Here is a 19,054-nt window from a genome sequence, read left to right on the forward strand (position 1 = left end):
TAAAGAAAAAGCATCGATATTCGATGCTTTTTCTTTTATAACAAAGTGTTTCTTATGCCATACTGTAAGGAGAATATAGAATAGGGGTGAAATAATGACTGTAAATGAAAAGATAGAATTAGCTACATTTGCTGGTGGGTGTTTCTGGTGCATGGTTTCGCCGTTTGAAGAGATGGAAGGGATTATACAGGTTGTTTCAGGCTATACAGGTGGCCATAAAGAGAATCCAACGTATAAAGAAGTGTGCTCGGAAACAACTGGGCATTATGAAGCAGTACAAATTACATTTGATGCAAATAAAATGCCGTATGAAGAGTTGTTAAATATATATTGGAGACAGATTGACCCGACTGATATGGGGGGGCAATTCCACGACCGTGGACAGTCTTATGAAACAGTGATTTTTTATCATAATGAAGAACAACATAAAAAGGCAGAGGTTTCAAAAGAAGAGCTTGAGAAGAGTGGACGTTTTTCGAAGCCGGTTGCTACAAAAATATTGCCAGCTACTACGTTTTATCTGGCTGAAGAATATCATCAAGGCTATCATAATAAAAACACATTCCGCTATGAGTTATACCGTAAAGGATCGGGGCGAGATGCTTTTATTAAACAACATTGGCCAAAGAATAATGCTCATTTAAAAGAAAGATTAAACGAGATGCAGTTTTATGTAACACAGGAAAATGGAACTGAACCGCCCTTTCAAAATGAATATTGGAATCACAAAGAAGAAGGGCTTTATGTAGATATTGTTTCGGGTGAACCATTATTTACTTCTTTTGATAAGTTCGATAGCGGCTGTGGATGGCCGAGTTTTACGAAACCAGTTATGTCAGCTAGTGTGAAAGAAAAAATGGATGTTAGCCATAATATGACGCGTACGGAAGTGAGAAGTAAGGAAGGAGATTCACATCTAGGGCATGTATTTCCAGACGGCCCAGGACCAAGTGGTCTTCGTTACTGTATTAATTCAGCGGCGCTACGTTTTATTCCAAGAGAAGATTTAGAGAAAGAAGGATATGGTGATTTCCTAATTTTGTTCGGAAATAAAAAATAACCTCGCAGTCAGCGAGGTTATTTTTTTATTTTACTTTTTTCTTTTTAAATTTGCTTAGTGCTTCATAAACGATTGGAACAATAAGAAGTGTTAATAACGTTGAACTTGTTAATCCACCAATTACTGTTACGCCAAGTCCTTTAGAAATTAAGCCGCTACCTTCAAATCCTAATGCAAGCGGGATAAGAGCCCCGATTGTTGCAATTGCAGTCATTAAGATAGGACGCAGGCGTGTTGTACCAGCTTCTAATAAAGCTTCACGTGTTGATAGGCCGTCATTTTCTTTATGAATAACACGGTCAATGAGCACGATTGCGTTCGTTACAACGATACCAATTAGCATAAGAGCCCCAATCATCGCAGATACACTTAACGTTTCGCCAGAGATTAATAAGGCAACGAGTGCACCAATGATTGTGAATGGTAGCGAGAATAAAATTGCGAATGGTGCAAGGGCACCGCCAAATGTAACAACAAGAACGAAGTATACAATGGCGATCGCAGCTAACATCGCTAAGCCAAGTTGTTTGAATGATTCTTGAATATCTTGTGTAACACCGCCCATAGAAACATCTACGCCAGAAGGAAGATCCATTTTATCTACTTCTTTTTGAACAGCGGCAGATGCTTTTGAAACGTCATCAGATGTTAATTTTGCACTCACCGCCGCATAAACACGGCCATCACGATGTGTTACTGTGTTAGAAGTTTCACCTTCTTTTACAGTCATAACATCTTTAACAGCAACTTCATTACCAAGTGGTGTTGTAATTTTACGATTTGTTAAATCATCGATTGTTTCATAATTTTGTTTTTCAGCTTCGACATATACATTGATATCTTTACCGTCTTTTTTAATTGTTGTTAGAACAGGGCGATCATGTTGATTAGAAAGTCCCATTCCAATTTGAGCAGCAGTTAGCCCCATTTTACTTAACTTTTCTTGATCTGCGACTAAAGTATATTCTGCATATGTTTTTGCAACACTAGAGTCTATATCTTTTAAATCTTTATTTTTCTTCATGATATTTTGAATGTCTTTCACGACAGGCTTAATTTCTTCAGAGCTATCTCCATAAACGTATAGTTTAATTTCGTTACTACCGCCACTTGCTCCGAAATCTTGGTTTTTCCATTCGCCTTTTCCAGACATATTTTGTAAATCTTTAACGACTTGTTCTTTCTCTTTTTCAAAGTTTTTCGTATCGTTATCATATTGAACGAAGAACATTGCTTGATTTGTTTGACCAGGGCTCATTGGGTTTTCGCCGCCTAATGAGAATTGAATCGTTTTGACGTCTTTTTTATCTTGGAAATGCTTTTCAGCTTTCGTTGCAATTTTTTCAACGTCGTCTAACGTTTGACCTGGCTCAGGTTTGTACGTTGCGATAATCATTTTTTCTTCTTCAGATGGTAAGAAGCTGACACCGATAATTGGTACAAGTGCAAGACTACCAACTAATAGAAGGACAGCGATACTTGATGTGATGATTTTATGATTTAAAGCCCATTCAAGTATACGTTTATAGCCGTTTGCTAATTTGCTTGGTTTTTCCTCATGATGTACTTCTTTTTCTCGCATGCTTTCCTTCTTAAATAAGGAATGTGCTAGCATCGGCACAATTGTAACTGCCACAAGTAAGGAAGCAAGTAGGGCAAAAACAATTGTTAAAGCAAATGGTAAGAACATTTCACCAATCATACCCTTTACAAGCCCAAGAGGTAAGAATACAGCGATTGTTACAATTGTAGAAGACATAATTGGGATAAACATTTCTTTCGTAGCTTCACGAATTAAATCTTTTCCACGTAATTTTTCTTCTGATAACGACATACGTCGATAAATATTTTCAATAACAACAATGGAGTCATCGACGACACGTCCGATAGCGACTGTCATTGCTCCAAGTGTCATAATGTTAAGCGTAATATCCATTTGTTTTATGACTAAAACTGCAATTAATAGAGAAAGTGGTATAGAAACGACAGAGATTAGCGTTGTTCGAATGTTTCGCAGGAACAACATAATAATAACAATCGCAAAGATAGCACCAAAGATTGCTTTGCTAAGCATTGTTTCGACTGATTTTTCAATAGGCGCACCTTGATCGAATGTTGAAATAATCTCTAAGTCTTTATATTTTTTCTCAAGGTCTTTTACTTTATCTTTAACTGCATTTACAACATCAACTGTATTCGCATCAGCAGCCTTCACAATTTGAATTCCAATTGCTTCTTTTCCATTTGTTCGAGAAATAGACTCTGCTTTTCCGACTTCTTTAATATCAGCAATGTCTTCTAATGTAACCGTTGGTATGCCGTTCATAGTGGCTGGATTCATTTGTGGTGCTTGTGTTCCAGCATCAGCATTTTGATTACCTTGACCATTCGGTGATGAAGGGATAGCTGGAATTTTTAATTCTTTTAATGCTTTAATTGTTGTAATGTTACCATCTACAACAACTGATTTTTCCGTATCTTTAAATGTATATAAGCCAAGTGGTAACGATACGTCCGAACCTTTAATCATATTTTTTACCGTATCTTCACTTAAACCTAATTCTTTCATCTTATCTTTTTTGAAGACAAGCTGTACTTCGTCTACTTGTTGACCTGCGATTTGAACAGATGCGACACCATCAAGTCCTTTTAATCCAGGAACAACATTTTTTTCTACATTTTCTGTTAAGGCAGCTAAAGATTCATTTTTACTCGCTACGCTTAATGAAATAACAGGAAAGGCATTAAAGTTTACTCGTGAGACTTTCGGGTCTTTCACACCTTCTGGCAGTTTCACGTTTGCGAGCGATTCTTTAATTTCCGTTTCGGCTTTTTCCATATTTTTATCAAAATCATATTCTACCTGAATAGAAGATGCATTTTGATAAGATGATGAACTAACAACGTTTACACCGCTTAAATTTTGGAGTTGCTCTTCCATTGGTTTTGAAATTTTATCAGCTACTTCTTCTGGTGTAGCACCAGGATAAACCGTAGTTACTGTTACAATAGGCGTTGTAATATCAGGGATTGTTTCTAACTTCATATTCATCCCAGAATAAATGCCTGCAATGGTAACAATAATGGTTAGTAGCCAAACCGCGAACTTATTTTTTAACGAGAAATTAATGAGTTTGTTCATGTTTGCGCTCCCTTTTTATTGTATTGACCAACTGGTCAGTCTAATACATAATATAACTGACTGGTCGGTCAGTAGTCAATGAAAAGAGATGGTATAATGAAGTTAAACTGTAAGGGGGGAGATTTTTTACTATTCCTTACTGAATCATTAGCTTTTATTAATTGAGCTTCTATATAGATAATAGGCCTCAAAATAATTTTTTTGTCCCGTTAAATTTTTGGGTAGGGGTCTTGCTACTTGCTAATATAAGATTAAATTGAATTTAAATTTACATAAGATGCGAAATTAAGTTTAGGAGAGAAGATATGAAAGAAAAAGAGCGCTTAATTATAGAGATGGCTATGAAGTTATTTGCGACTAAGGGTGTAAATGCAACATCAGTACAAGAGATCGTCACAGCTTGTGGTATATCAAAAGGGGCTTTTTATTTGTATTTTAAATCGAAAGATGAGCTTTTATTAGCAACACTTCGATATTATTATGACAAAATCCAAAAGAAAATGTTGGATATTGAAAAAGAGTCGTTATTACCACGTGAAAAATTTGAAAAACAATTATATTTTCAGTTTACTGATGTGCAAAAACATAAAGAATTTATTATTATGCATGCAAGAGAAAATGCGATTCCATTTAATAAAGAAGTAGAAGAGTTTATGGTGCGGATGAAGTTAGAATCTCATGCATTTTATCGGAATAGTTTATTGTCTATTTATGGTGACAGGGTTATGCCATATTTATTGGATTTAGTAATTATAGTGGAAGGGATATGTCGTGGATATTTAGAACTAATTATTTTACAAACACTAGAAATTGATTTGTCCTATGTATCGACGTTTATTTTAAAAAGGGTAGATCATTTAGTAGATGGACTCATAGAATCTTTGGAAGAACCCGTTTTACATGAAGAAAGGCTTGGAGAGTTTTTTTGTAAATCAGAGCTTATTAAGGAACAAGTGAAAGAACATTTTTTAAAAGAAATCATTGTGTTTAAGCGTACATTAGCGGATCAATTAGAAGATGATGAATTGCTTGTTACGCTAGATGTTTTGGAGGCTGAAATGCGGTTGCCAAATCCAAGGGTTCCAGTCATTAGAGGGATGTTAGCTAATTTAAAAAGTTACGACGAACTAACAGATTTTAGATTAAGGTTGACTGAGTATTACAATGTACGAAATTAAAATAGGAATAAATTTCTAAGATAAAAAGGGCACCATTTGTGATGGGCCCTTTTTATTATTTAGGTCTTTCATCTGAATTTATTAGTTTAGAAGTATCGAAATTCTTTATTTCATTAGAGAAATCAGTTAGCCTTTGGTCATAATCTTTTTTATTAGTAATAGGCTCAATTGTCGCTAATTGTTTTACAATCCAATCATTTATATATCTGTAATAGTGCGTTTGATCGGACATATAATTAGAAAGATTATATGTAACTTCTTTTTGATCTTGGAAATCATAGAGTTTTACATTTTTTAGTTCTTTTAATTTATTGTATACTTCTTTTTTAAATAACATATTTTCTTCTGTATGCTTTGGATCGTTTTTATCCATAACTACGTGATATGTTACTGGATACGGCGCATAGAAAAATGTAAACTGTACTTCCGGGTTTTGTTTTACAAGTTCAATAATATTAGAATCAAAAGATTTAAGCATTTGTTCATGATACCAACCCTCACTGGTTGGTTGAGGAGGTGTTCCATCGACAACCTTTTTAGCTATATCTACTGAGAATTTTGGCTCGTCATCTCCAAATTTATAAAGCCAATGAGGATCCTGTGGAAGTTTTGTTGGATCTAATTTTAATTTCATGTTCTGTAATGCTGTTTTTCGAGAATATGGGCTAAGGAAATATTGGATATCATTCAATTTATTTGTATCATACATGTAAGTTGGGAACGGTGAAGTTCCTTCTGATACCCATTCAGGTTTTCCAGAGAATGAATATAAATTAAGCTCCCAAATAATAGTTTTAACAGTTTTTGAATGCGTAGCTAACTGAGCTGTCATATTTTGCTCCCTGGCTGTTGAACCTGGAAGAGAGCCGTTAAAGCTTGTAGTATGGAGTAATTTATCAGCATCAGGTTCAAGGAAATTTCTGCCCATAGAAGTTCCTACAAATAAAGTATCATAATCCATATTTTTAACAAGTCCAGGCATTTGATAGCGTTCAGTAGCATAAAAATAATCGTTTTTCTTAAATTTATATACGTATAATGGATCAAGCTTATAGACAATAGAGCAAACTATTCCAGACAAAATGAATAGGAATATAATAAACCAACATATAAAACGCTTATACATATTTTTCACCTACGGTTATTAGAAATTAAAGTATAAGAATGAACTTACACGATTTAAATACATTAAAGACAGTATAAACATGCTAGCTAATGCAAGAGCATAAATCGGTTTGGGACGAAAAGATTCTAATTTTTCTATAGAATTCTTCGTAAATAATACAATAGCCATTCCAATTGCCAGGTATAAGATAGTTTGGAAGTTAAATTGACTACCAGTTACTTGGAATGGGAATAAATTAGCGATTGAATAAATTAAATTATCCAATGTAGAAACACCGGTTAATGTTTCTGGACGGAACTGGATAAGTGCTGTTTGGATGTGCAAGTAATTTACATTGAACATGCGATTTAACATGGTTAATGCATCTGCTACTGAAGTTGCTCTGAAAAATACCCAAGTTACATGTACAAATCCCATTGTTAAAATCCATGCAAACACTTTAGGCATTTTTCCACCTAAGTTTTTAAATAATCGATGTATTACAATGGCCAATCCATGTAACACACCCCAAATAACAAATGTCCATCCAGCGCCATGCCAAATCCCACTAATAAGGAAGATTGTAAATAAATTTACATAAGTTCGAACTTGTCCCTTACGACTGCCACCTAATGGAATATATACATATTGAGTGAAAAATCGCCCTAGTGTCATATGCCAACGTCTCCAAAAATCTTGAATACTTAAAGATTTATAAGGAGAGAAGAAGTTAATTGGTAATGTAATATTGAATAATAGCGCGGCACCTATTGCCATATCACAATATCCACTAAAATCAAAATACAGCTGTAATGTATATGCAAGCGATGAAATCCATGCATCAGTCGTAGATAGTTGATTTACATTGCTAAAGCCAAAATCGGCCCATTGTGCTAGTGAGTCAGCAATTACTACTTTTTTAGTAAGGCCGATCCCGAATATATAAAGTCCTTTTGCAATATTTTCAACATTAGGTCTTCTCTTAGACTCATCCTGGAATTGAGGAAGAACCTTACTATGATGAACAATTGGTCCTGCAATAAGTTGCGGGAAAAACGTTACGAATAAGCAAAAATCAATAAAGTTAAAATTTGTTAATTCTCTCTTATAACAATCTACTAAAAACCCTATTTTTTGGAAGGTGATAAAACTAATCCCTAAAGGCAATAACAACTTTAATAAAGGTATATCAGTTCCAAATATAGTATTTATATTGCCTAAGAAGAAATCGGAATATTTGAAATATACTAGTAATGAAATGTTAAACAATAAACCAACTGTCAATAATATTTTTCGAGTTTTTTCATTCGTTTTTTGTATGATTTGTTGGCCTATAAAGGCGTTTGTAAATAATGAAACTCCTATTAGTAATAGATATTTCACTTCAAAATATGCATAGAAATAGAGGGACATGCCCACTAAGAAACATTTCGCAATATTTTGATTGAATTTTTGCAATATAAAATATCCAATTACTGCTACAGGTAAGAAATAAAGCATGAATTCATAAGAATTAAAAAGCATACTATTGCCTCCGGCATAAATAAAATCTTGTTTCTATAAAAAGCGTGACAACAGAATAAGGTGTCGTCACGCAAAGTATATTATATCATAAAAATATGGCTAATTATCCCATAGATATTAATTTTTGTTTTGTGACCATTCTTCAACATTCCAAGTTTTTGTAATCCAGCCTTCATAAAATTCTGGTTCGTGACATACAAGAAGGATTGTCCCTTTATATGCCTTCAGAGCTTTTTGAAGTTCTTCCTTTGCTGTAACATCAAGATGGTTTGTTGGCTCATCAAATAGGATCCAGTTACTTTCTTCACCCATTAGCTTACATAAACGAACTTTTGCTTGTTCGCCACCACTTAATTGATTTAGCGGGCGAGAGATATGCTCATTTTTTAATCCGCATTTCGCTAACATTGCACGAACTTGATGTTGGTCCATGCTAGGGAATGTGTTCCAAACGTCATCAATTGGTGTTATATTATCAGCTTTTACTTCTTGCTCGAAGTATGCAGGCTCTAAGAAGTCACCAAGACTTGTTTTACCGCTTAAAGGTTTAATTTTTCCTAAAATCGTTTTTAGTAATGTTGATTTACCAACACCATTACAACCAACGATGGCAATTTTTTCACCGCGTTCAATTGTCATTGTTAGCTTTGGTAGTAATGGATGTGTATATCCGATTTCTACATCTTCGCCTTCAAAGACGAAACGGCTACTTGCACGACACTCTTTAAATGAGAATTCTGGCTTAATTGCTGTTTCCGGGCGATCAATACGCTCCATGCGATCAAGTTGTTTTTGACGACTTTTTGCACGACCTGTCGTTGAATAACGAGCTTTGTTCTTTGCAATAAAGTCTTCCTGCTTTTTAATAAACTCTTTCTGTTTTTCATAAGCATTTATATGTTGATTTTTATTAATTTCGGCTAACTCTAGGAATTTTTCGTATGTCGCTGTATAGCGCGTCATTTTTGTAAATTCCAGATGGAAAATAACATCAACGCATTTGTTCATAAATTCCGTATCATGAGAAATTAATAAGAATGCATGTGGATATTCTTTTAAATAATTCGTTAACCAATGAATATGTTCAACGTCTAAATAGTTAGTAGGCTCATCGAGTAATAACACTTCTGGTTGCTCAAGTAATAGCTTTGCAAGTAATACTTTTGTACGTTGTCCACCACTTAGTGCTGAAACATCACGATCTAAACCGATTGCATCAATTCCAAGACCTCTTGCTGCCTCTTCGATTTTCATATCTAGTAAATAGAAACCACCTGCTTCGAGAGCATCTTGGATTTCTGCCATCTGCTCAAGAAGGTCCTCTAATTCTTCCGGTGTTGCCGTTCCCATTTTTTCTGCAACTTCATTTAAAGCTTTTTCTTTTTCAAATAAAGGTAAAAACGCGTCAGCTAATACATCACGAATTGTGCGACCAGGTGTTAAAATTGTATGTTGGTCTAAGTAACTGTAATTTGTACCAGGTGTCCATTCTACACGGCCTTCATCATGGATAAGTTGACCAGTAATAATATTCATAAAGGTTGATTTACCAACACCGTTTGCACCGACTAATCCGACATGTTCTCCTGCTAGTAAACGCATGGATACATCTTTAAATAATGTGCGATCGCCAAATGTATGGCCTAGTTTTTCTACTGTTAATAAGCTCATAGTATCCTCCGTCCAACTTGAAATAGTACCTTGAATCATGATACTAAATTATTGCGTATAATGCTATCCTTTCAAAATGTATCTTTTTGTAAGAAACTCATTGTATTTTTTGGGGAAAAGGTTATAATATTAATTGAACAGTGGTTAATTAAATTGTGAGGTATGAAAAATGTCGCCAAGAAGGGCAGTTAAACAAGAATTAACGAGAGAAATGATTATGAATGTAGCAAGAGACTTATTTATAAAATTAGGTTATCAGCATACTTCAATGCGTAAAATTGCAACAGAACTAGGATATAGCCATGGTGCCATCTATTATCATTTTAAAAATAAAGCAGAGCTTTTCTATGCGATGGTAGAGCAAGATTTTCAATTGCTGAATCAAAAATTAGATGAGATTAATGATCAAAATTTACCACAAGAGGAACAATTGAAAGCTGTTTTATTTGGTTTTATTGAATTTGGTTTGCAAAATCAAAGTCATTATGAAATCATGTTTTTAATTAGAGATGATGAGTTAAAAGAATGTTTAGCAGATGGCCCAAATGTTAGTTATGAAAAGTTTGCTACTGTTGTATCTTCTTTGTGTAATGAGAAGGTAAATGTAATGACAATATGGTCTGTTTTTCTATCATTACATGGGTTTGTGGCACACTATTGTGGGAATGGTCAAACATTTGAAGAAGTAAAAGGATTAGCTAAAGTACACGTGGAGTTTATTTCAAAATCACTTCTTATGTAAGTGATTTTCTTTTTAATATTAATTGAACATCGGTTAATTAATTTAGGGGGGATATATAATGAAAAAAGCTTTAGTGCTAGGAGCATCTGGATCAATGGGGTATGCAATTGTAAAAGAATTATGTAGCAGAGGAATTCATGTAGTGGCCTTTGCGAGGAATAAAGAGAAATTAGAGATATTATTTTCTGGAGAAGAAAATGTGAAAGTTGTAGCGGGAGATGTATTTATACAGGAGGATATAATGGAAGCTGCGAAAGGCGTTGATATTATATTTCATGCTGTAAACATTCCATATTCAGATTGGGAGAAGAAGCAACCAAAATTATTAAAAAATATATTAGAAGTAGCAAGGTATTACGACAGTAAGTTAGGGATAGTTGATAATATTTATGCGTATGGGAGGCAAGGGGAAGAACCTGTAGTGGAAGAAGTTAAAAAGGCACCACATACGAAGAAAGGGAAAATTCGGTTACAATTAGAGATGATGGCAAAACAGGCTCGTGTACAAATGTTTATTGCACATTTTCCTGATTTTTATGGTCCAAATGCAGAAAGTACACTTGTTCATCATACTTTAAATGGGGTACTTGCAAATAAGTTATCAAGCTTTGTTGGAGATAAAAAGATTGCTCGTGAATATATTTTCACACCAGATGGTGCAAAAGCAATGATTGAATTAGCCTTACGTGATGAGGCCTATGGACAAAATTGGAACATACCAGGTTATGGTGTCATTACAGGTGAAGAGATGATTCAACATATACAAGAATTAACGGGATATACAAAACCAGTAATTACAGTAAAAAAAGGTATGATAAATTTAATTGGACTATTTGATAAGCAGATGAAAGAATTCGTGGAAATGCTATATTTGATAGAAAATCCTGTTGTATTAAGCGGAGAGAAATATGAGAGGTATATTGGAGTTGTGCCTAGAACTTCCTATTATGAAGGATTAAAGAGAACGATTGTGCACATAAAAGAAAATTGTATATAAGTAAAAAAAGACAAGTTCATCTTCACAATTTGGAAGAGAAACTTGTCTTTTATACTGTTTATCTACCTAGCTTTTTATTTACAAATCCTAAAATTAACCCGCGTATTTGTGGATCAATTGCAAGGCCAATAATACCGTATAATATACCAGTAAGTGTTAGAGCTACCAATGGTGGTAAGTTAATTAATACTGTGCGGTATATCGCGTAACTGATTATAAATGCTAGTGTATTGAATATTATTCCTTTGAATAGTAATGTAAAGCCTTTACGAACGAATAAAGTAAATCCAATTAATAATGTAATCTCGGTAATGATAGCAGCCACAGCAGCGCCCATCATTCCAAATTGGCTACCTAATGCGATGTAACTTATAATGGCAACAGCTAATCCAATCCCCATCGTTGTCGCACGCTTCCACTGTTGACCAATTGTTGTTAAATTATCAGCAAGTGGATAGTTGATGGATTGTAAAATGACCATAAAGGCTAAAATTGCAAGAGCATCACCAGCTGGTGCATATTCTTCACCTAATAAAGTAACAATCCAAAAGCTTGGATCAGCGATAAATGGAATGGAGATTCCCATTCCTAAGAAAGACATAAGTTTTAATTCGAACTGAGATAGTTTTCTATGTTCATCAATATTCTTTTCATTTCCAAAAGCAAATAATTTTGGATAAAAGGCTGCTGCAATTACGCCGGGTATTTGATAAAGTACAGCAGGTATTTTGGAAGCAGCGCCAAAGAATCCAACTTGCTCATATGTTGAGACTTTTTCTAATATAATAGGCCCTAACTGTGGTAAGAGCATAATGATAATGCCATTGATTGTGAAAATGAGCAATTGATCTAAAATGCCTTTATCCCAGCCCTTATGAACTGTTGTATGGCGAATTACCATTATAAAGGCGATGAGTCCTGTTACGAGACTGGATATCCCGTACATGGCAGCGACCATCATAAGTGACCATTTAAAGGACATTCCTAGTAGAAGAGCAGCTGCGGCTGTTACACCTTGTATTACAGAAATAATCGCTGTAAATTGCATGCGTTCTGTTACTTGGAAGTAAGCCATCCCAACACCTTGTAAAGTGGCTCCAAACATTGTCGGCAGTACAACCCAATATACCATCGCACGTAAGTAAGCATCAGGATAGAAGAACTGAGCGAAAATAGCGAAGAGCACAGAAATTACGATAGCTAATACTAAACGAATACGTAAATAACTACTAATTAGTACGCTAATGTTAGCGTTGCTTCTCGTTCCTTCACGCATAAATGTATGTGTCAAACCTGCATCTGTAAAATAACAAATAACAGCGGAAACTGCTAAAGCAGTTGTAAACATCCCATACTCCTTTGGTGAAACATATCTTGCAAAGAAAATGGTCGCAATAGCAAGTACAAATCGAACAGTAATATTTCCTACAAATAGGTAGGAGGCGTTTTTAAGGATTTTATTTGTTTTCATGGAACAAGACCTTTCTATTTTTCAGGACGCACTTCGTCCTATTTGTAAATTTGCTTTGTTTACGGAAAGTATGTTTAAAAGCGTATTCTTTATTTAAGAAAACATAAACTTTATTCGTACAAACCAAAGCATCGCGTATAGCTTTTTGCTTCGTTTTCCATTTTTCGGATAAATTTTGCGACAGTATTTATTTATATCGCCCTTGATTAATTGAACTTGTGATTTATCTAACTTAGAGCTTCCTTTAATGTATATACAAGCATTGTTAATGACTGTATAGGGGAATAGATAAGTTTCAAGGATTTCAATAAGTTCTGTAGAATCATTCACGATTAAGTCTTTTGATTTATTATGAACCCAATCTTTCATTCGATTAAATACTTCTAATTCTTTTGTTGTTTTTAATTCATAATCTTTATACTTTGAAGAAAGATTTCCTTCTGATAAGATTCGATAATATGTTAAATATTCATCTATATAGCATACATTTGTTACACTCATTAATTTAAATAGAAATTCTAAGTCTTCTCCCCAGCTACATCCTGGTGTGAAACGAATGTTATGATCCATCACGATAGATCTTTTGAAAATCCAAGTGCTCGTTTGAGCAACAACTTGATGTGTTAAGAAAGCTTTTGTCATATCACCTTTAATAAAGTTTGTCGTATGCTCAACTTTTTCCCCAGTCTCTTCGTAAAAGTTCATATAGCCACAATAACAAGCGTTCATGTTGTTTTTATGCATGCTTTCAATTTGTTTTTCTATTTTTGTTGGATGCCATAAATCATCACTATCAAGAAAAGCAACATATTCTCCACTAGCATTTTCAATTCCTGTATTACGAGCAACTGAAACGCCTTGATTTTCTTGTGGGACATATTTTAATTGTCCCGGATATTTCTGTTCAAGATTTTTTACAATAGAAGATGATTGATCTTTACTCCCGTCATCTACAATTACAATTTCAATATTTTTATATGTTTGATTTAGTATTGATTCCATCGTCTCTTCGATGTATTTTTCCGCATTATACAGCGGGATAACAACTGAAACGATTTGTTTTTTTTCCATCATATAATTATTATCTCCTCAAATTTTTTATGTTTTACACTTATATATAAGCCTTTTAAAAGGAAGATGATTACAAGAACATCTGTATAAGTTTACCGCATATAAACTTTGTAAATCAACTTTCTATTGTGGTACCTCGTATAATTTAGAAAGAAATAATTTGAAATGATAAAAGCTCCTGAATTTTTCAAGCAAAATTCAGGAGCTTTAATATATTAGTATTTAGTTAGGAAGTTATTCTTTATCTGTTATCTTTAATTTTTGTTTTAATAATGCATAATCTTGCGTTAATGTTACAAGTTGGTGGTGTAATTTGGAGATTTTTCTCGTCAGGTCAAAAATTAAGATAAAACAGAATAATAGTCCGAATAAGAATAAAATGGACGGAGGATATTCTACTTTTAATAGTTTTCCAATCCAATTTATAATTTTATCCGTAGAACTTAAAATAGCCATTGCAATACAAACGAAAATCCATAAAATGGCATATTTTGTTTCTAAATTCCCACGACGAATGGAATTTAGAATTGAGAAGAATAGTAATAAAATAAAGATGAATGAAAAGGTAATTATATGCATTCATTATCAACCTTTCACAATTTTTTGCATCAATATAGCAAGACTTACCTTAACCATGTAATATGCAGATTTAAGGGGAGTGATGGAAGATTGTCCACCTTGTCGCTCTTGCATATTTACAGATATTTCATTAATGCGAAGTTTTTTCTTTTTTAAATGAATAAGGACTTCTGGTTCTGGATAATCTTTTGGATAATTGTGTGCAAAAATCTTGATTACTTCTCGATTGATAGCACGATATCCAGAAGTTGGATCCATAAATGTTTGTTTTGTTAGTACTTTCAATAGAGCGGTAAAATAAAAAATACCGATTCTTCGGGAAATACTACCTTTATATGCTGTTTTTTCTGTAAAACGTGAACCCAGCACCATATCGCATTGATCATCGGCAATTGGCTTTATAATTTTGTATAAATCATCAGGATTATGTTGTCCATCAGCATCGAACTGAATCGCAATATCATATCCGTTCTCATAAGCGTATTTATATCCAGTTTGTACAGCTGAACCGATACCTAGATTATATGGTAAATTAACAAGATGAACAGGGAAATCTTTTACGATTTGAGCTGTTTTATCTTTTGATCCATCATTAATAACGCAAATGCTTAATGCTGTAAAATGCTGTTTTAGTTCTAATAATCTTGTTAATGTATCTGCAATTGCTTCTTCCTCGTTATACGCTGGAATAATAATTAACGTTTTTGGTATTGAAATTGGTACCTCAATAGACATTACCGCACCATCCCTTATATACTTAATTATATTATGGTTATTTTTAAACGAACATTATTTAATATACCATTAATAGTATAACAAAATAAAGGAAAAGCTGATGGGTGATTTTAGGGAATAGGCATCGAATAAAAATGCTAAGGCAACACTTTATTATAATAAAAAATACATGCAAGGAAGAAAAAACCTGTGCATGTATAAGATAAAATCCTAATGTTACATATTCCAAGGCTTACTTAAAGTTAATACTTCAGCCATTTCTTTACTTTTCAAACGCCCTTTTTTTCTATTTTCTGCACGCTCTGAACCAGTTGTATGTAGCCAATGTTCTTCCTCTGTTTCAGGAATTACTTGTGGTACAGATGAAGGTTTTCCGTCTTTTAATGCAACAAATGTAATGAAACACGTTGCGGCCATTCTACGCTCGCCTGCTAGTAGATCCTCCGCAATTACTTTTACGAAAACTTCCATTGAAGATTTTCCTGTATAACATACGAATGCTTCATAACAAACAGAATCTGCTTGGTGAATTGGAGTTAAAAAATCAACGGAATCGATAGATGCTGTTACGCAATGTTTGCGGCTATGTCTTGCAGCTGCAATTGAAGCGATACTATCAATTTCTGCTAATAATTTCCCCCCGAAAAGTGTTTGGTGATTATTTAAATCGTTAGGAAAAACACGTGTTGTTTTAATTGCTTTTGATTCTCGCATGAATTTCTTTTCCATATATTCAGCCCCTATTTTCTGTTTTCAATCAGAGTGACATGTGTAAGTGGAGTACTCATATTAGATATTTAATGAAGTAAAGTGTTCCAAAAGAGGATTATCCCGCTATTTGCGGGCTAATAGTCAGTGGAGGATGAACAAAACCCCCGCGGATTAAAGTTTCACTTTATTGAAATTTCTGTATTTGTATTCATGTAACTGAAAGAAAATTTATCGTATATAAAATGTAGTGTAAAAGAGGATTCGCTTACATTGCAAGTGAAAAAGTAATGACTATGTATTTGTCATAGAAATTCCCTATTAACCTTGTGCCTATTCATGATAGAATCGTTTTGTTATGAATGGAAATAGAGGTGCAATGGACATATGAATCATATACAAACAAATTTTTCATCTTTTTTCAGTAAAATAATGATTGGTGCGATGCTCGCATTTTTTGTTTATAGTTGTTGGTCGGCTTTTGAAGCAAGTAAGCAATTTTTTGAGGGAAGTACAACAAGTATAACAATCGTATTAGTGATTTTTGTTATTCTTATTTTGTTAGTAGCATCAATTTTGCAATATCGTTTTACAGATAAACAGTTTCTTATTTTTCTTATAAGCATATCTATAGTTGTAAGGTTTATCACAGTTCTATTTGTAGATGCTCCCATGATAGGTGATATGAAAGCTATGTATGAGTCTGCAAAGCAGATTGCAATTGGTAATAATATAGAGAATGTAGCACAGTTACCTTTTATTATTTATGAATCGATCATCATCCGTATATTTGGTGATACGGTATTCGCTTTACAACTATTTAATATTTTATTTTGTACAGGAACTGCATTTTTCATTTATCGCATTGCTTCAATGGTCTTTGGGGAAGAGTGTGGTCGTATTGCGTCAATGTTTTACGCTTTATATATTCCAAATATATTTATGAGTTCTGTATTAACGGCAGAATCACTCGCAATATTTTTATTTTATTGTGCTTGTTACATACTTTTATATAAAGGATTAGATCATCCTTATATGTGGGTAATTTCAGCCGTTTTATTTGCGCTCAGCAATATGATTTTACCGATGGGGTTATTTTTACCTATTTTTATAGCTGTATATGTGCTGTTAATTGAATTATTTCAATCAGCAACGAAACAAAAATTACTATTAAAAATGATAGGAATACTTATTCTGTTTTATAGTACTCATTTTGGTGTGAGCTATGGTATTAAGATGATGGGAATGTCACAGTATACAATTTCTAATCAGACTTATGTTCAATCTGTTTTAATTGGAAAAAGTCAAAATGAAGAAAAAACATCCAAAAATCAAAGTGTAAAAGAACACATTGATCAAGAGTTAAAAGAAATGGAAGTAGAAAGATTTAAACTGTTAAAACCAGTTATTAACCAGTTTTCAGATGAGGGAATAAATTCTATTATTTTTAAATGTGAAAAGCTTATATATATAGTGGTGACATTATTCATGGCCATAGCTTTATTACATTTTCTAATTAAGAAACAGCAAAATGAAGGATATATGTTGTTTGTATTATTAATTACCGGATATGTATCGTTAAGGCTCTTTCGAGTTGATATGGCATATTATAATATTATTATGCCAGCTTTGTTTATTTTACAAAGCTTTGGTGTTTATATGAGTTATTTTTATTGCCAAAAAATCTTTTTCAGAAAATAAAAGAACCCATTTTGGGTTCTTTTTTTGTAGATGGGTGATAAGGATGAATACAAAGTGGAGATGAAGAATCTCCACTTTGTATCGATTTGCCTATCGGTTTAGTTCTAGTTGTAAATTATCCGCTGTTAAGGCCATTTTCGAGGAATCGTCTTGAATACTCTTCATTACTTGTGAAATAGTTTCTAATTCATTTTCAATTTTTTTGTTTTGTTCTTTAGAGTTAGACATATCTTTTACGATTTCTTGGAAATATTGATCTGTCGCATGCATACTATCTGTCCCTTCAGATACGAGAGAGCTTATTTGTTCCACGGAAGAAGAGACGTGTATAATTTGTTCATTCGTTTTTCCAACGAGTTTTGTAACGTTGAAAATGGATTCTTTCGTTTGCTCTGATAACTTTCGGATTTCGCCCGCCACGACTGAAAAACCTTTACCAAATTCGCCAGCACGTGCAGACTCAATAGCAGCATTTAATGCTAGTAAATTTGTTTGCTCGGCGATTGATTTTACAATATCAATGATTTCGTTAATTTTGTTAGAAATATCAAGAAGTTCACGAGTATCAGTAATAATAGTTTCCATATTCGTTTGAATACTTTCCATTCGTTTGTTTTGCAGATTTAATTGTTCTTTTCCTTTGTTGGCCTTTTCTTCTGATGTCGTAGCTAATGATGTACCTGTTTTTGCAATTCCTACGATACTTTCTGATTTAGATGTTAACTGTTGAATAGAAGAGCTTGTTTTTTCAGATACTGCCGCTAGTTCTGTTGCAATATGTGTAATCGTCATAGCGGTCAGTTCTTTTTCTTTTTCATGTTCTTTTTGAATTCTTTCATATTCGGATTCATAAGCTGCAATAACAAGTTCTTGTTCTAATGTGAATAATTTATTTATTACATTTATAGAATATGAAAAGTCGTCTAGCGTTGAAATTTTCGTTTGCAAAATCTTCATGACGGAGCGGAATAACTCTTGATACGCAGCAGTATACCATTTTCTATGTAAACCAATTTGTACGTGCCTTTTTGCGATTCTAACACGTTGTTCAATAAAATCTTCATTCATATTTCCGCTGAACAATTCTTTAATATGTGTCTTTAAAGTTTGTTTTAATTTTGGAATAGAGCTGTAGCGTTCAATAACAGCAATTAAATTAGGTTGTTTTGTGATGTTGGTGTAGAATTTTTCTGTTATCCAATCTATTTCTTCATAAATAAATGGCTGTAATACTTTTACAATTTGTAAATCTTCCTTTGAAATATGTAGCATATCCATTTGAGTTTTTAGTTCAGAATTAGCAGGCACGTTAAATATGATTTGTTGGCCTTCGCTTAATTCGATTATACTGGTGTTTGTTTTATTTTTTT

15 protein-coding genes and 1 pseudogene are annotated in these 19,054 nt (G+C 33.5%); 6 read left to right on the forward strand and 10 right to left on the reverse strand.

From position 1 onward, the window contains the following. Positions 1-94: 94 nt before the first annotated feature. Both msrA and msrB read left to right on the forward strand, forming a co-directional pair. A pseudogene (msrA, locus tag V7038_RS29490) lies at positions 95-562 on the forward strand (peptide-methionine (S)-S-oxide reductase MsrA); the annotation flags it as partial. 45 nt (positions 563-607) lie between these two features. Then, positions 608-1,060, forward strand: a complete 453-nt coding sequence (gene msrB / locus V7038_RS29495) for a peptide-methionine (R)-S-oxide reductase MsrB (RefSeq protein WP_415858044.1) — start codon at positions 608-610, stop codon at positions 1,058-1,060. 25 nt (positions 1,061-1,085) lie between these two features. On the opposite strand, the gene V7038_RS04760 is transcribed toward msrB, so the two are convergent. Next, positions 1,086-4,202 carry an efflux RND transporter permease subunit gene (locus tag V7038_RS04760; RefSeq protein ID WP_335469345.1) on the reverse strand — a complete coding sequence of 1,039 codons (3,117 nt, stop codon included), beginning with the start codon at positions 4,200-4,202 and terminating at the stop codon, positions 1,086-1,088. A gap of 305 nt (positions 4,203-4,507) precedes the next feature. Here V7038_RS04760 and V7038_RS04765 point away from each other — a divergent pair, with 305 nt between their 5' ends. After that, entirely contained in the window at positions 4,508-5,380 is an 873-nt protein-coding gene (locus tag V7038_RS04765) for a TetR/AcrR family transcriptional regulator (RefSeq protein ID WP_002113180.1), read from the forward strand. 55 nt (positions 5,381-5,435) lie between these two features. On the opposite strand, the gene V7038_RS04770 is transcribed toward V7038_RS04765, so the two are convergent. The 3 genes from V7038_RS04770 to V7038_RS04780 all read right to left on the reverse strand — a co-directional run bounded on the left by V7038_RS04770 (position 5,436) and on the right by V7038_RS04780 (position 9,680). Continuing rightward, a complete protein-coding gene (locus V7038_RS04770) occupies positions 5,436-6,506 on the reverse strand; it encodes a hypothetical protein (RefSeq protein WP_002113179.1) in 1,071 nt (356 codons plus the stop codon). A gap of 18 nt (positions 6,507-6,524) precedes the next feature. Then, positions 6,525-8,009 carry an MBOAT family O-acyltransferase gene (locus tag V7038_RS04775; RefSeq protein ID WP_002113178.1) on the reverse strand — a complete coding sequence of 495 codons (1,485 nt, stop codon included), beginning with the start codon at positions 8,007-8,009 and terminating at the stop codon, positions 6,525-6,527. Positions 8,010-8,126: 117 nt separating this feature from the next. Beyond that, the gene (locus V7038_RS04780; protein ID WP_002113177.1) at positions 8,127-9,680 is read right to left on the reverse strand and encodes an ABC-F family ATP-binding cassette domain-containing protein; all 1,554 of its coding nucleotides are present in this window, start codon (positions 9,678-9,680) and stop codon (positions 8,127-8,129) included. 169 nt (positions 9,681-9,849) lie between these two features. Between V7038_RS04780 and V7038_RS04785 the strand changes: the two genes are divergently transcribed. Both V7038_RS04785 and V7038_RS04790 read left to right on the forward strand, forming a co-directional pair. After that, complete coding sequence (locus V7038_RS04785; RefSeq protein ID WP_002034972.1) at positions 9,850-10,422, forward strand: TetR/AcrR family transcriptional regulator; 573 nt, start codon at positions 9,850-9,852, stop codon at positions 10,420-10,422. A gap of 58 nt (positions 10,423-10,480) precedes the next feature. Then, positions 10,481-11,419: an SDR family NAD(P)-dependent oxidoreductase gene (locus V7038_RS04790; RefSeq protein ID WP_335469347.1), complete on the forward strand. Its 939-nt coding sequence runs from the start codon at positions 10,481-10,483 to the stop codon at positions 11,417-11,419. A gap of 58 nt (positions 11,420-11,477) precedes the next feature. Here V7038_RS04790 and V7038_RS04795 read toward each other — a convergent pair whose 3' ends face one another. The 5 genes from V7038_RS04795 to V7038_RS04815 form a co-directional block, all read right to left on the reverse strand. Beyond that, positions 11,478-12,890: an oligosaccharide flippase family protein gene (locus tag V7038_RS04795; RefSeq protein ID WP_070140182.1), complete on the reverse strand. Its 1,413-nt coding sequence runs from the start codon at positions 12,888-12,890 to the stop codon at positions 11,478-11,480. Between the two features lie 93 nt (positions 12,891-12,983). Further along, on the reverse strand, positions 12,984-13,964 hold the full coding sequence (locus V7038_RS04800; protein ID WP_002113173.1) for a glycosyltransferase family 2 protein: 981 nt from the start codon (positions 13,962-13,964) through the stop codon (positions 12,984-12,986). Between the two features lie 231 nt (positions 13,965-14,195). Then, entirely contained in the window at positions 14,196-14,540 is a 345-nt protein-coding gene (locus V7038_RS04805) for a DUF2304 domain-containing protein (protein WP_002113172.1), read from the reverse strand. 6 nt (positions 14,541-14,546) lie between these two features. After that, the gene (locus V7038_RS04810) at positions 14,547-15,275 is read right to left on the reverse strand and encodes a glycosyltransferase family 2 protein (RefSeq protein ID WP_002113170.1); all 729 of its coding nucleotides are present in this window, start codon (positions 15,273-15,275) and stop codon (positions 14,547-14,549) included. A gap of 216 nt (positions 15,276-15,491) precedes the next feature. Then, positions 15,492-16,004 carry an acyl-CoA thioesterase gene (locus V7038_RS04815; RefSeq protein WP_000412118.1) on the reverse strand — a complete coding sequence of 171 codons (513 nt, stop codon included), beginning with the start codon at positions 16,002-16,004 and terminating at the stop codon, positions 15,492-15,494. Positions 16,005-16,370: 366 nt separating this feature from the next. On the opposite strand from V7038_RS04815, the gene V7038_RS04820 reads away from it, so the two are divergent. Next, entirely contained in the window at positions 16,371-17,684 is a 1,314-nt protein-coding gene (locus V7038_RS04820) for an ArnT family glycosyltransferase (protein WP_070129261.1), read from the forward strand. 90 nt (positions 17,685-17,774) lie between these two features. On the opposite strand, the gene V7038_RS04825 is transcribed toward V7038_RS04820, so the two are convergent. Continuing rightward, positions 17,775-19,054 (reverse strand): globin-coupled sensor protein (locus V7038_RS04825; RefSeq protein WP_335469350.1); only part of this gene is annotated, 1,280 nt, incomplete at its 5' end.

Origin of the sequence: Bacillus sp. JJ783 (assembly GCF_036963225.1) — a bacterium.
GTDB lineage: Bacteria > Bacillota > Bacilli > Bacillales > Bacillaceae_G > Bacillus_A > Bacillus_A cereus_U.